Source organism: Escherichia sp. MOD1-EC5495, assembly GCF_002965965.1.
GTDB classification, from domain to species: Bacteria; Pseudomonadota; Gammaproteobacteria; order Enterobacterales; family Enterobacteriaceae; genus Escherichia; species Escherichia ruysiae.
In genome coordinates this window covers 91881-105109 of record NZ_PTRI01000011.1, presented here as the reverse complement: position 1 = coordinate 105109, position 13229 = coordinate 91881, and the positions used below count along the sequence as shown (strand labels likewise).

The window sequence follows — 13229 nt, the reverse complement described above, 5'->3', positions numbered from 1 at the left end:
TTAACGTTTTCCGCTGTGCAACCAGAACGGTTCCTGATTGTTTGCCTCATTGCGGAAATGTTCAATTTCAATGCGTTGCCCGGTCGCAATGGCGTGACGCAGTCCCTGCCAGTTCTCCAGCCAGGCTTGCGCAACGAGAGGATCGTAGTAACCCGCCAGCAACAGTATTGAGTCAATGTCACGCGTCAGACGTGGTAACTGGTCACGGTAGCGATCGCCCAACGGTTGGCAAAAAACGCTTTTCAGTTCAGCGGCATGGCGGGAAAGATGGATATCGGCAAAGCGTTTAAAGGAATCGCTCATTTTGTCCTGCGCTTTGGCATCTAAAAACGGCTGCCAGGCTTTGCTGACCAGCCACTCAGTCAACGCCAGTTTCGCCATTGCCGTTTCGGTAGAGTAGACCGCCGTCACGGCAGAAACTGCAGAAGCAATCGTCGCTTCACATTGGGTCAACAGGTCACGTAAGTGAGTGCTCGCTTTCCTTGGCACAATGCCACCGAACAGCATCAGCGTATGACGGACCAGGCTAATGGCTGCCAGCACCTGTTCTTTCGCCGCATCGTTGCCGCGTACCCACAGTTCTTCATGATACTGCCATTGCGCTAACGCCAGCTCGAGCGCCGCTTCCAGCCCCTGTTCCACATCGGCTTTTGCCGCAGCATGCAAAATGGTGGTCGGTTTGATTTCACGCGCCGGATTGCCCTGCGCCAGATGATAGCCACGCGCCGCTTTGCTCAGGCTGCCCTGGCGTAATCCGGTTTGCGATACCAGTTGGTTCGCCAGTTTCAGCACCGCGCGCGTTTCACCGCTAAGCAGCTCCAGTTCCAGCTCACAGATAGGTTCAGCAAATTCACCCGCTTTCACCTCGCCCTGATCGAGAGCGATTTCAATCTGGCTGCCATCGACCTCCACCAGCCATTTTTCGCGATAAAAATCGGTGCTGAACAGCGGCTGCACGCGGGACGCGAGATCGGCAGGTAACTCACCGTTTGGCCAGACTTCCGTCGGTAACTGCGCCAGATCGAGCGTCAGTTCACTCAATGCCACGTTATATTCCGGGCGCTGGTGCAATCCGCCTGTTACCCGTCCGGCAACTTTCATGGTCATCTCATAGCGACCGTTTTCGCCACGAATACGCAGCCCCATGTCGTGCCCACGCAGCCAGTTATCCGGCGTTTCGTAGTAAATGTTCAGTAACTGCACGGGATCATGGTGCTCGCCGCCCAGCGTATTGAGATGGTCACGCAACGCCTCAACGGCACTGTGATTAACAATAAACTTTAATTCGATTTCCTGAGCCATGGCCTTTACTTATCGGTTATGTCACATAAGTGACGATGAACGGCGAACTAAATGCGATCTTTTTTGTCAGTAGATAGTATTTTGCGCCAAATTGCCATGCAACGAGCATTTTGACGGGCGTAAAAGTTTGAGACAGTGGCAAAACCTGACACAGAGGATTCTGATTGATACCGAATGCTTTGCGCAGCAACACTGATGCCACTACTATCGTTCCACTTTCCATGACAATAACGACAGCCTGATGCCAAAATTACGCCTGATCGCACTAACTTTACTCGCGCTTAGCGCCACTGCCGTCTCTCACGCGGAAGAAAAACGCTATGTTTCTGACGAACTGAACACCTGGGTTCGCAGTGGTCCGGGAGATCATTATCGCCTCGTGGGCACCGTGAACGCCGGTGAAGAAGTGACATTATTACAAACTGACGCCAACACCAATTATGCCCAGGTGAAAGACAGCTCCGGCCGTACCGCCTGGATCCCGTTGAAACAACTGAGCACTGAGCCAAGCCTGCGCTCCCGCGTGCCAGATCTGGAAAATCAGGTCAGAACCCTGACCGATAAGCTCACCAATATCGATAACACCTGGAATCAGCGCACCGCAGAAATGCAGCAAAAAGTGGCGCAGAGCGACAGTGTGATCAACGGGTTAAAAGAAGAAAATCAGAAGCTGAAAAACGAACTGATTGTCGCGCAGAAAAAAGTCGATGCCGCCAGCGTTCAGCTGGATGACAAACAGCGCACCATCATCATGCAGTGGTTTATGTATGGCGGCGGTGTGCTGGGACTTGGCTTGCTGCTCGGTCTGGTATTACCGCACCTGATCCCAACGCGCAAACGTAAAGATCGCTGGATGAACTAAATCGCCTTCTTCGTTGCACTGTCTTATTATTAGGAATTGTGTATTTGACGAAGGGAAGATGGCGTGAAGATTTATCTGGTCGGTGGTGCGGTTCGGGATGCATTGTTAGGGCTACCGGTCAAAGACAGAGATTGGGTGGTGGTCGGCAGTACGCCACAGGAGATGCTCGACGCGGGCTACCAGCAGGTAGGCCGCGATTTTCCCGTTTTTCTGCATCCGCAAACCCATGAAGAGTATGCGCTGGCACGTACCGAACGGAAATCCGGCTCCGGTTATACCGGTTTTACCTGTTATGCCGCGCCAGATGTCACACTGGAAGATGATCTTAAGCGTCGCGATCTGACCATCAATGCACTGGCTCAGGATGATAACGGCAAGATTATCGACCCGTACAACGGCCTGAGCGATCTGCAAAATCGTCTGTTGCGCCATGTTTCCCCCGCGTTTGGCGAAGATCCGTTACGCGTTCTGCGCGTGGCGCGTTTTGCTGCGCGTTATGCCCACCTCGGTTTTCGTATTGCCGATGAAACTCTGACGCTGATGCGCGAGATGACCCATGCGGGTGAACTGGAACACCTGACGCCTGAACGGGTATGGAAAGAGACGGAAAGCGCCCTCACCACCCGCAATCCACAGGTGTTCTTCCAGGTACTGCGCGATTGCGGCGCACTACGCGTTTTATTCCCGGAGATCGACGCGTTGTTTGGTGTCCCCGCTCCGGCGAAATGGCACCCGGAAATCGACACGGGTATTCACACCTTAATGACGCTCTCAATGGCGGCGATGCTGAGTCCGCAGGTCGATGTCCGTTTCGCAACGTTATGCCACGATCTCGGTAAAGGGCTGACTCCACCAGAACTTTGGCCGCGTCATCACGGTCACGGTCCGGCGGGCGTGAAGTTAGTGGAACAACTATGTCAGCGTCTGCGGGTGCCAAATGAAATTCGCGATTTAGCCAAACTGGTGGCTGAGTTTCACGATCTCATCCACACCTTCCCAATGCTGAACCCAAAAACCATCGTCAAATTGTTTGATTCCATCGATGCCTGGCGTAAACCGCAGCGTGTCGAGCAACTGGCGCTGACCAGCGAGGCCGACGTGCGCGGCAGAACCGGCTTTGAAGCGGCTGATTACCCGCAAGGGCGCTGGTTACGTGAAGCGTGGGAAGTGGCGCAGTCAGTACCGACAAAAGCGGTCGTTGAAGCGGGATTTAAAGGCGTGGAGATTCGCGAAGAGTTGACCCGACGCCGGATTGCGGCGGTAGCCAGCTGGAAGGAACAACGTTGCCCAAAACCTGAGTAAGTGTTGGATATATAACTAAAAGTTAGCGCGAACTGTCCCCTCGCCCCTCTGGGGAGAGGGTTAGGGTGAGGGGAACAGGCCAGTACCAGAGCGAACAATTACCCTCACCCCGGCCCTCTCCCTAAAAGGGCGAGGGAGAAAACCGGGCCTGCTCCGAATCAAAAGAACACTACGTACACCGCAGCCGCCACAATAAAGCGATAAATGGCGAACGGGATAAACGAAATGCGCTTAATCAATTGCAGGAAGGTTTTAATCGCAATCAGCGCCACTACGAAGGCGGTGATAAACCCAACGGCAAACATCGGGATATCGCCGGTTGTCAGGAAGCCCCAGCTTTTGTAGAGATCGAGCGCCGTTGCGCCCATCATCATCGGCACCGCCAGCAGGAACGAGAACTCAGAAGCGGCGTAGCGGCTCACGCCCATCAGCATCCCGCCGGAAATAGTTGCCCCAGAGCGGGAGAAACCCGGCCACAGCGCCAGACACTGGAAACAGCCAATCATAAACGCCTGACGATAGGTCATATCATCCAGACCCGGCGCACGCGGCTCTTTCGGCTTCAGGCATTCGGCGGCAATCAGCAACAGACCGCCGACGACCAGCGCATACATCACATTTATCGGGTTAAACAACGACTTAATCGTATCGTGGAATAAAAGTCCCAACACCACCGCCGGGATCATCCCCAGCAAAATGTGGATCAGCGTTAACCGACCTTTGCTTTCTCCTTCGTGCTGCAACGGACGCCCAAAGTGAATGCCAATCAGGCCAAACAGACGCCGCCAGAACATCACTACCACAGCCAGAATTGATCCTAACTGGATCACGACTTCAAAGGTTTTCGCCGTGTCGCCCTCAAACCCCAACAAATGACCGACAATAATCATATGGCCCGTGCTGGATACCGGCAGAAATTCTGTCAATCCTTCGACCACACCCAATATTGCCGCTATCAGCAGCGAGTGCATATCGCTCATCAATAAACCCCTAAATTATAAAAATGTACCGCTTGTCCGAACTACTGCAGTATGACCAGGTTATAACCGTTTGGTTTAACAGCTGTAAAATTAATTATTTTCTTTCAGATTATTGCCACGCTCAATGATGACGCCAACATTCGCCGCCCGCGCCACTGCACCTGGCTTGCTGAGTTTGATACGCACCCACGGCGAGTTGAAGCGTGCTAACAGCAGCTCCGCCACCTCTTCAGCCACGCGCTCCACCAGCGCAAAACGCGCGCCCTCGACGTGGCTGACCACCGTTTCTGCAATGTCAGCGTAACTGAGGCAATCCGCCACATCATCACTTTTCGCCGCTTTACGGTTATCCCATGCCATTTCGATATCGAACACTAACTTCTGTTCGATGGTCTGTTCCCAGTCGTAAACACCAATAGTGGTGATTACCGAAAGTTGCTCTATAAATACAATATCCATCACGTCCTGCCTGCTTTTTGGCTAACCGGATACCACTTCCGGCGAAATGTGCGTATTATCCACAGATTCATCGTTGAACACGAATTTTCAAAACGGAACAGCTTATGAGTGCAATCGCGCCTGGAATGATCCTCATCGCGTACCTCTGCGGCTCCATTTCCAGTGCCATTCTGGTTTGCCGCTTGTGTGGGCTGCCCGATCCGCGAACCAGCGGCTCCGGCAATCCCGGCGCAACCAATGTGTTACGTATCGGTGGCAAGGGAGCAGCCGTAGCAGTGCTGATTTTCGACGTTCTGAAAGGAATGTTGCCCGTCTGGGGCGCGTATGAATTAGGCGTCAGCCCCTTCTGGCTAGGCTTAATTGCCATCGCCGCCTGTCTTGGACACATCTGGCCCGTTTTCTTCGGATTTAAAGGAGGAAAAGGCGTTGCTACCGCTTTTGGTGCCATCGCACCAATTGGCTGGGATCTCACCGGAGTAATGGCGGGAACCTGGTTACTGACCGTGCTATTGAGCGGATACTCGTCGCTGGGAGCGATTGTCAGCGCACTGATTGCTCCGTTTTACGTCTGGTGGTTTAAGCCACAATTTACCTTCCCGGTTTCTATGCTCTCTTGCCTGATCCTGCTGCGTCATCATGACAACATCCAGCGTCTGTGGCGTCGCCAGGAGACAAAAATCTGGACGAAATTCAAAAGAAAGCGCGAAAAAGATCCCGAGTAATTTCTGTCAGGTTTATAAAACCTGATAGCCTTCATCGGGCTTGCCCAGTCGTTGCTGGCACCATGCCGCCAGAAACTCTACGCAGACGCGCAACTTCATACTGCGATAGAGTGGCTCCCGATAGACAGCCCAGATATTGGCGCTTTGTGCATATTCCGGCAATACTCGCACCAGTTTGCCACTCTCCAGAAACGGCAGCACATCCCATTCGGAACGCAGCATAATCCCTTTCCCTTCCAGCGCCCATTGCAGCACTATCTCACCGCTGTTGGAGGAAAGATGCCCGCTAACCTTCACCGATTTTTTCTCCTGACCGTTCCCCAACTCCCATATTCCGTGGGTCATATCGCGCTCTTTGGTCACCAGACAGTCATGACGACTTAATTCCTGTAATGATTGTGGCTGCGGATATTTTTGCAGATACTCAGGTGCTGCGCATAATATTCTTTTATTTTTTGTCAAAAGATGCGCAATATAATAATCAGGAATTTCGTCATTAATACGAATATCCAGATCAATATTATCCTGCACTAAATCAATTTGCCGATCGAACAATTCAAAATGCACCTGTAATTCAGGGTAATTGCGCATCAGTTCAGTAATTGCTGGCGCAATATGGCTGCGACCAAAACCAAAACTACAACCAATACGAATCATCCCCTCCGGGCGCGTTTTGATTTGCGTGACGTCATCGACCAGTCGCTGATATTGGGTGAGGATTTCCAGCGCATGTTCGTAACAACGTTGGCCACTTTCAGTCAGCGCCACGCCGCGAGCGGAGCGGTTAAGCAGCGTCGTTGCCAGCGTGTTTTCAAGGATTTGGATTCGTTTGGTGACAAATGCGGGCGTCTGCCCAAGCGTCGCCGCTGCGGCACTAAAACTGCCGCTATGGACGATTTCCACCAGTACCTGCAAGTCTTTGGCTAAAGGCCAGCTATTCAGCATCGTTAATTATCCGCAATTTTGACTGGCTCAGTGTATTTCGCAAAACATTGCCATTCCCTGCTCTGGCGCAATATTCATTCTTATTTTCGTGTTGATTCACGAACTGTTAATTACATATTCACGGCGGTAAGAAATATAAAACCCTATTTTTAGTGTTAGTTTGTGGCGGTGAATTTTTCCAGACAAATAGAAAAACTGGAGTTGCCATGATGAGCGAATGTAATAAACAACAGGCAGTGAATAAGTTGACGGATATTGTCGCTAACTTTACCGCCATGATTTCTACCCGGATGCCCGATGACGTGGTGGATAAACTAAAACAGCTTCGGGACGCCGAAACGTCGTCGATGGGGAAAATCATCTACCACACGATGTTCGATAACATGCAAAAAGCGATCGACCTGAATCGCCCGACCTGTCAGGACACCGGCGAAATCATGTTTTTTGTTAAGGTCGGTTCCCGTTTCCCGCTGCTTGGCGAGCTGCAAAGCATTCTTCAGCAAGCCGTGGAAGAGGCGACCGTCAAAGCGCCACTGCGCCACAACGCGGTGGAAATTTTTGACGAAGTGAACACCGGCAAAAATACCGGTAGCGGCGTACCGTGGGTTACCTGGGATATCGTCCCCGACGGTGACGACGCGGAAATCGAAGTTTACATGGCTGGCGGCGGCTGCACGCTACCTGGCCGCTCGAAAGTGTTAATGCCATCGGAAGGCTACGAAGGCGTGGTGAAATTCGTCTTCGAAAATATCTCCACCCTCGCCGTAAACGCCTGTCCACCGGTACTGGTAGGTGTAGGCATCGCCACCTCGGTGGAAACCGCCGCTGTACTCTCGCGTAAAGCCATTTTGCGCCCAATTGGCAGCCGCCATCCCAATCCCAAAGCGGCAGAACTGGAGCTACGCCTGGAGGAAGGACTCAACCGTCTGGGGATTGGTCCACAGGGGCTGACTGGCAACAGTTCAGTGATGGGCGTGCATATCGAATCTGCCGCTCGCCATCCGTCAACCATCGGCGTTGCTGTTTCTACAGGCTGCTGGGCGCATCGTCGCGGCACACTGCTGGTTCATGCCGATCTCTCCTTTGAAAATCTGTCTCACACCCGGAGCGCGTTATGAAAAAGATCCTGACAACCCCGATCAAAGCTGAAGATCTGCAAGATATTCGCGTCGGCGATGTGATCTACCTGACCGGTACGCTGGTGACTTGCCGCGACGTTTGTCACCGCCGCTTGATCGAACTGAAACGGCCGATCCCTTACGATCTCAACGGCAAAGCGATTTTCCACGCAGGCCCCATCGTGCGCAAAAACGGCGACAAATGGGAGATGGTCTCCGTCGGCCCGACAACCAGTATGCGTATGGAAAGTTTTGAACGTGAATTTATTGAACAGACCGGCGTGAAACTGGTGGTCGGCAAAGGCGGAATGGGGCCGCTGACCGAAGAAGGTTGCCAGAAATTCAAGGCGCTGCATGTAATTTTTCCGGCAGGCTGCGCGGTACTGGCGGCGACCCAGGTGGAAGAGATTGAAGAGGTGCACTGGACAGAACTCGGAATGCCGGAGTCGCTGTGGGTCTGCCGGGTCAAAGAGTTCGGTCCGCTGATTGTCTCTATTGATACCCACGGCAACAACCTGATAGCCGAAAACAAAAAGCTGTTCGCCGAACGCCGCGATCCCATCGTGGAAGAGATTTGCGAGCACGTCCACTACATCAAATAACCCTCCCGGAGAGGCTCACCCCCTCTCCTTCTTCGCAGGCATAACACGATGAAACCTTCCACTGAATGGTGGCGATATCTCGCACCGCTGGCGGTCATCGCCATTATTGCTCTACTTCCGGTTCCCGCAGGGCTGGAGAGTCATACCTGGCTCTACTTTGCGGTTTTTACCGGCGTGATCGTTGGGCTGATCCTCGAACCCGTGCCGGGTGCCGTGGTGGCGATGGTGGGTATCTCCATCATCGCCATTCTCTCGCCCTGGCTGCTGTTTAGCCCCGAGCAGCTCGCCCAGCCAGGCTTTAAATTCACCGCAAAATCCCTCTCCTGGGCGGTTTCCGGTTTTTCTAATTCGGTTATCTGGCTGATTTTCGCCGCCTTTATGTTTGGCACTGGCTATGAAAAAACCGGTCTTGGACGCCGTATCGCGCTGATTCTGGTGAAAAAGATGGGGCATCGCACACTGTTTCTCGGCTATGCGGTGATGTTCTCCGAGCTGATCCTGGCACCTGTAACACCGTCCAACTCAGCGCGCGGTGCGGGGATTATCTATCCCATCATCCGTAACCTGCCGCCGCTCTATCAATCACAGCCGAACGACAGCAGTTCGCGCAGCATTGGCTCATACATCATGTGGATGGGGATTGTTGCCGACTGCGTGACCAGCGCCATTTTCCTGACGGCGATGGCACCTAACCTGCTGTTAATTGGACTGATGAAAAGCGCATCTCACGCCACGCTGAGTTGGGGCGACTGGTTCCTCGGTATGTTGCCGCTCAGTATCTTACTGGTTCTGCTGGTTCCCTGGCTGGCTTATGTGCTGTATCCACCGGTGCTGAAGTCTGGCGATCAGGTGCCGCGCTGGGCAGAGACGGAACTACAAGAGATGGGGCCACTCTGTTCGCGTGAAAAACGGATGCTGGCGCTGATGGTGGGCGCGCTGGTGCTGTGGATTTTCGGCGGTGATTATATCGATGCTGCGATGGTCGGTTACAGCGTGGTGGCACTGATGCTACTTCTGCGCATTATCAGCTGGGACGATATTGTCAGTAATAAAGCGGCGTGGAACGTTTTCTTCTGGCTGGCCTCGCTAATAACCCTCGCCACCGGACTCAACAACACCGGTTTTATTAGCTGGTTTGGCAAACTGTTAGCAGGCAGCTTAAGTGGTTATTCGCCGACGATGGTGATGGTAGCGTTGATTGTGGTGTTTTATCTGCTGCGCTACTTCTTTGCCAGCGCCACGGCGTATACCTCCGCTCTCGCGCCGATGATGATTGCCGCCGCGCTGGCGATGCCGGAAATCCCGCTGCCGGTGTTCTGCCTGATGGTTGGCGCGGCAATTGGTCTGGGGAGCATTCTTACGCCATACGCCACCGGGCCCAGTCCGATTTACTACGGCAGTGGTTATCTGCCAACGGTGGATTACTGGCGACTGGGGGCGATTTTTGGGCTGATATTCCTCGTGTTGCTGGTGATTACCGGCTTACTGTGGATGCCCGTGGTTTTGCTTTAAGTGAGGGCGGTGCCGGAAATTGCTCTCCGGCACCTGAGAGTTTTACGCAGCCGGTAACTCTGCCAGCGGCCAGCGCGGACGCACGCTAACGCCGAGATCCGCCGTCGCGCCTGCTTTAAACCGCACCATTCCGGCATAGGCGATCATCGCACCGTTATCGGTACAAAATTCCGGGCGCGCGTAGAACACTTCGCCGCGACGCTTTTTCATCATTTCCGCCAGTTTCGCCCGCAACGTGCGGTTAGCACTCACGCCGCCAGCCATGACCAGCCGCTTGAAGCCAGTCTGATCCAGCGCACGCTTACATTTAATCATCAGCGTATCGACCACCGCATCTTCAAAAGCGCGGGCAATATCGGCACGCGTCTGGTCGTCGGTGCCGTTGTCACGAATCGTGTTCGCGGCGAAGGTTTTCAGGCCGGAGAAGCTGAAATCCAGCCCCGGACGGTCGGTCATCGGACGCGGGAAGACAAAGCGCCCGGCTGTACCCTGCGCCGCCATTTTCGACAGCAGCGGCCCGCCTGGATAATCCAGCCCCAGCAGCTTCGCGGTTTTATCAAACGCTTCACCAGCGGCATCATCAATGGACTCGCCGAGCAGCTCATACTGACCAATGCCGGTAACGCTGATTAACTGCGTATGACCGCCAGAAACCAGCAATGCAACAAACGGAAATTCCGGCGGGTTATCTTCCAGCATCGGTGCTAACAGATGCCCTTCCATATGGTGCACCGGGATCGCCGGAACGTTCCAGGCAAATGCCAGAGAACGTCCCACGGTCGCACCAACCAGCAGCGCGCCGACTAATCCTGGGCCTGCGGTATAGGCCACGGCATCAATATCTTTTGCCGTCAAACCAGACTCTTTCAGCGCCGCCTGGATCAACGGTACGGTTTTACGCACGTGATCGCGGGAGGCCAGTTCAGGCACCACGCCGCCGTAGTCAGCGTGTAATTTCACCTGACTATACAATTGGTTGGCTAACAAACCTTTTTCATCGTCGTAAATGGCGATGCCGGTTTCATCGCAGGAAGTTTCAATACCCAGTACACGCATGACTTGTTTTACCTCGCTTTATTACCGCGCAGTGTAGGACCAATGCGGGTTGATGTAAAACTTTGTTCGCCCCTGGAGAAAGCCTCGTGTATACTCCTCACCCTTATAAAAGTCCCTTTCAAAAGAGGTCGCGGTGCTTTACAAAGCAGCAGCAATTGCAGTAAAATTCCGCACCATTTTGAAATAAGCTGGCGTTGATGCCAGCGGCAAACCGAATTAATCAAAGGTGAGAGGCACATGCCGGTAATTAAAGTACGTGAAAACGAGCCGTTCGACGTAGCTCTGCGTCGCTTCAAGCGTTCCTGCGAAAAAGCAGGTGTTCTGGCGGAAGTTCGTCGTCGTGAGTTCTATGAAAAACCGACTACCGAACGTAAGCGCGCTAAAGCTTCTGCAGTGAAACGTCACGCGAAGAAACTGGCTCGCGAAAACGCACGCCGCACTCGTCTGTACTAATTCCCTGAGAGCGTTGCTCTCCGATCAGACCGAGTTGTAGTTGTAAGGCCGTGCTTCCGAAAGGAATGCGCGGCTTATTTTCGTTTATGAATTGCTAAAAATCGGGGCCTATGGCTGGACGAATCCCACGCGTATTCATTAATGATCTGCTGGCGCGCACTGACATCGTCGATCTGATCGATGCCCGTGTGAAGCTGAAAAAGCAGGGCAAGAATTTTCACGCGTGTTGTCCCTTCCACAACGAGAAAACCCCGTCATTCACCGTTAACGGTGAGAAACAGTTTTACCACTGCTTTGGATGTGGCGCGCACGGCAACGCGATCGACTTCCTGATGAACTACGACAAGCTCGAGTTCGTCGAAACGGTCGAAGAGCTGGCGGCAATGCACAATCTTGAAGTGCCATTTGAAGCAGGCAGCGGCCCCAGCCAGATAGAGCGCCATCAACGGCAAACGCTTTATCAGTTGATGGACGGTCTGAATACGTTTTACCAACAATCTTTACAACAACCTGTTGCCACATCTGCGCGCCAGTATCTGGAAAAACGCGGATTAAGCCACGAGGTCATCGCCCGCTTTGCGATTGGTTTTGCGCCCCCCGGCTGGGACAACGTCCTGAAACGGTTTGGCGGCAATCCAGAAAATCGTCAGTCATTGATTGATGCGGGCATGTTGGTCACCAACGATCAGGGTCGCAGTTACGATCGTTTCCGCGAGCGGGTGATGTTCCCTATTCGCGATAAACGCGGTCGGGTGATTGGTTTTGGCGGGCGCGTGCTGGGCAACGATACCCCCAAATACCTGAACTCGCCGGAAACCGATATTTTCCATAAAGGCCGCCAGCTTTACGGTCTTTATGAAGCGCAGCAGGATAACGCTGAACCCCAGCGTCTGTTGGTGGTCGAAGGCTATATGGACGTGGTGGCGCTGGCGCAATACGGTATTAATTACGCCGTTGCATCGCTGGGTACGTCAACCACTGCCGATCACATTCAGTTGTTGTTCCGTGCGACCAACAATGTCATTTGCTGTTATGACGGCGACCGTGCAGGTCGCGATGCCGCCTGGCGGGCGCTGGAAACTGCGCTGCCTTATATGACAGACGGCCGTCAGTTACGCTTTATGTTTTTACCGGATGGCGAAGACCCAGACACACTGGTGCGCAAAGAGGGTAAAGAGGCGTTTGAAGCGCGAATGGAGCAGGCAATGCCGCTCTCCGCGTTTCTGTTTAACAGCCTGATGCCGCAGGTTGATCTGAGTACTCCTGACGGGCGCGCACGTTTAAGTACGCTGGCGCTGCCGCTGATTTCTCAGGTGCCAGGAGAAACGCTGCGCATCTATCTTCGTCAGGAATTAGGCAACAAGTTAGGCATCCTTGATGACAGCCAGCTTGAACGATTAATGCCGAAAGCAGCAGAGAACGGCGTTTCTCGTCCTGTTCCGCAGCTAAAACGCACGACCATGCGTATACTTATAGGGTTGCTGGTGCAAAATCCAGAATTAGCGACGTTAGTCCCGCCGCTTGAGAATCTGGATGAAAATAAGCTCCCCGGACTTGGCTTATTCAGAGAACTGGTCAACACTTGTCTCTCTCAGCCAGGTCTGACCACCGGGCAACTTTTAGAGCACTATCGTGGTACAAATAATGCTGCCACCCTTGAAAAACTGTCGATGTGGGACGATATAGCAGATAGGAATATTGCTGAGCAAACCTTCACCGACTCACTCAACCATATGTTTGATTCGTTGCTTGAACTGCGCCAGGAAGAGTTAATTGCTCGCGAGCGCACGCATGGTTTAAGCAATGAAGAACGCCTGGAACTCTGGACATTAAACCAGGAACTGGCGAAAAAGTGATTTAACGGCTTAAGTGCCGAATAGCGATCGGGAAGCCCCCGACAGCCGCACTGAGAGGCA

At 53.2% G+C, this 13229-nt stretch carries 13 protein-coding genes; 8 read left to right on the top strand and 5 right to left on the bottom strand.

Annotation, left to right across the window (positions count from 1 at the left end; translation table 11 throughout):
* On the bottom strand, positions 1–1302 hold the full coding sequence (gene ygiF / locus BEG40_RS10995; protein WP_105285405.1) for an inorganic triphosphatase: 1302 nt from the start codon (positions 1300–1302) through the stop codon (positions 1–3).
* Between the two features lie 241 nt (positions 1303–1543).
* Here ygiF and BEG40_RS10985 point away from each other — a divergent pair, with 241 nt between their 5' ends.
* Both BEG40_RS10985 and cca read left to right on the top strand, forming a co-directional pair.
* Entirely contained in the window at positions 1544–2164 is a 621-nt protein-coding gene (locus BEG40_RS10985; protein ID WP_001125317.1) for a TIGR04211 family SH3 domain-containing protein, read from the top strand.
* A gap of 63 nt (positions 2165–2227) precedes the next feature.
* Complete coding sequence (cca, locus tag BEG40_RS10980) at positions 2228–3466, top strand: fused tRNA nucleotidyltransferase/2',3'-cyclic phosphodiesterase/2' nucleotidase/phosphatase Cca (protein ID WP_105285403.1); 1239 nt, start codon at positions 2228–2230, stop codon at positions 3464–3466.
* A 158-nt stretch (positions 3467–3624) separates the two neighbouring features.
* On the opposite strand, the gene bacA is transcribed toward cca, so the two are convergent.
* A complete protein-coding gene (gene bacA, locus BEG40_RS10975; protein ID WP_001305111.1) occupies positions 3625–4446 on the bottom strand; it encodes an undecaprenyl-diphosphate phosphatase in 822 nt (273 codons plus the stop codon).
* Positions 4447–4536: 90 nt separating this feature from the next.
* Complete coding sequence (gene folB / locus BEG40_RS10970; protein ID WP_001295541.1) at positions 4537–4905, bottom strand: bifunctional dihydroneopterin aldolase/7,8-dihydroneopterin epimerase; 369 nt, start codon at positions 4903–4905, stop codon at positions 4537–4539.
* 104 nt (positions 4906–5009) lie between these two features.
* Here folB and plsY point away from each other — a divergent pair, with 104 nt between their 5' ends.
* Positions 5010–5627 carry a glycerol-3-phosphate 1-O-acyltransferase PlsY gene (plsY, locus tag BEG40_RS10965; RefSeq protein WP_001272796.1) on the top strand — a complete coding sequence of 206 codons (618 nt, stop codon included), beginning with the start codon at positions 5010–5012 and terminating at the stop codon, positions 5625–5627.
* 12 nt (positions 5628–5639) lie between these two features.
* Here the strand turns inward: plsY and ttdR are convergent, their stop codons facing one another.
* Complete coding sequence (ttdR, locus tag BEG40_RS10960) at positions 5640–6572, bottom strand: L-tartrate utilization transcriptional activator TtdR (RefSeq protein ID WP_000935208.1); 933 nt, start codon at positions 6570–6572, stop codon at positions 5640–5642.
* 206 nt (positions 6573–6778) lie between these two features.
* On the opposite strand from ttdR, the gene ttdA reads away from it, so the two are divergent.
* Genes ttdA through ttdT form a run of 3 tightly spaced genes read left to right on the top strand, consistent with a single transcriptional unit; the run spans position 6779 to position 9804 of the window.
* Positions 6779–7690, top strand: a complete 912-nt coding sequence (gene ttdA / locus BEG40_RS10950; RefSeq protein ID WP_105285402.1) for a L(+)-tartrate dehydratase subunit alpha — start codon at positions 6779–6781, stop codon at positions 7688–7690.
* On the top strand, positions 7687–8292 hold the full coding sequence (gene ttdB / locus BEG40_RS10945; protein ID WP_000722957.1) for a L(+)-tartrate dehydratase subunit beta: 606 nt from the start codon (positions 7687–7689) through the stop codon (positions 8290–8292). The genes ttdA and ttdB overlap by 4 nt, the downstream gene beginning before the upstream one ends.
* Positions 8293–8340: 48 nt before the next feature.
* A complete protein-coding gene (gene ttdT, locus BEG40_RS10940; protein ID WP_000804985.1) occupies positions 8341–9804 on the top strand; it encodes an L-tartrate/succinate antiporter in 1464 nt (487 codons plus the stop codon).
* Positions 9805–9846: 42 nt separating this feature from the next.
* On the opposite strand, the gene tsaD is transcribed toward ttdT, so the two are convergent.
* Positions 9847–10860 carry a tRNA (adenosine(37)-N6)-threonylcarbamoyltransferase complex transferase subunit TsaD gene (gene tsaD, locus BEG40_RS10935; RefSeq protein WP_001264365.1) on the bottom strand — a complete coding sequence of 338 codons (1014 nt, stop codon included), beginning with the start codon at positions 10858–10860 and terminating at the stop codon, positions 9847–9849.
* Between the two features lie 237 nt (positions 10861–11097).
* Here tsaD and rpsU point away from each other — a divergent pair, with 237 nt between their 5' ends.
* Together rpsU and dnaG are read left to right on the top strand one after the other, a co-directional pair.
* Positions 11098–11313: a 30S ribosomal protein S21 gene (gene rpsU / locus BEG40_RS10925; protein ID WP_001144069.1), complete on the top strand. Its 216-nt coding sequence runs from the start codon at positions 11098–11100 to the stop codon at positions 11311–11313.
* Positions 11314–11423: 110 nt separating this feature from the next.
* Positions 11424–13169 (top strand): DNA primase, encoded by a 1746-nt coding sequence (gene dnaG / locus BEG40_RS10920; protein WP_000918842.1) that lies wholly within the window; start codon positions 11424–11426, stop codon positions 13167–13169.
* Positions 13170–13229 lie beyond the last annotated feature (60 nt).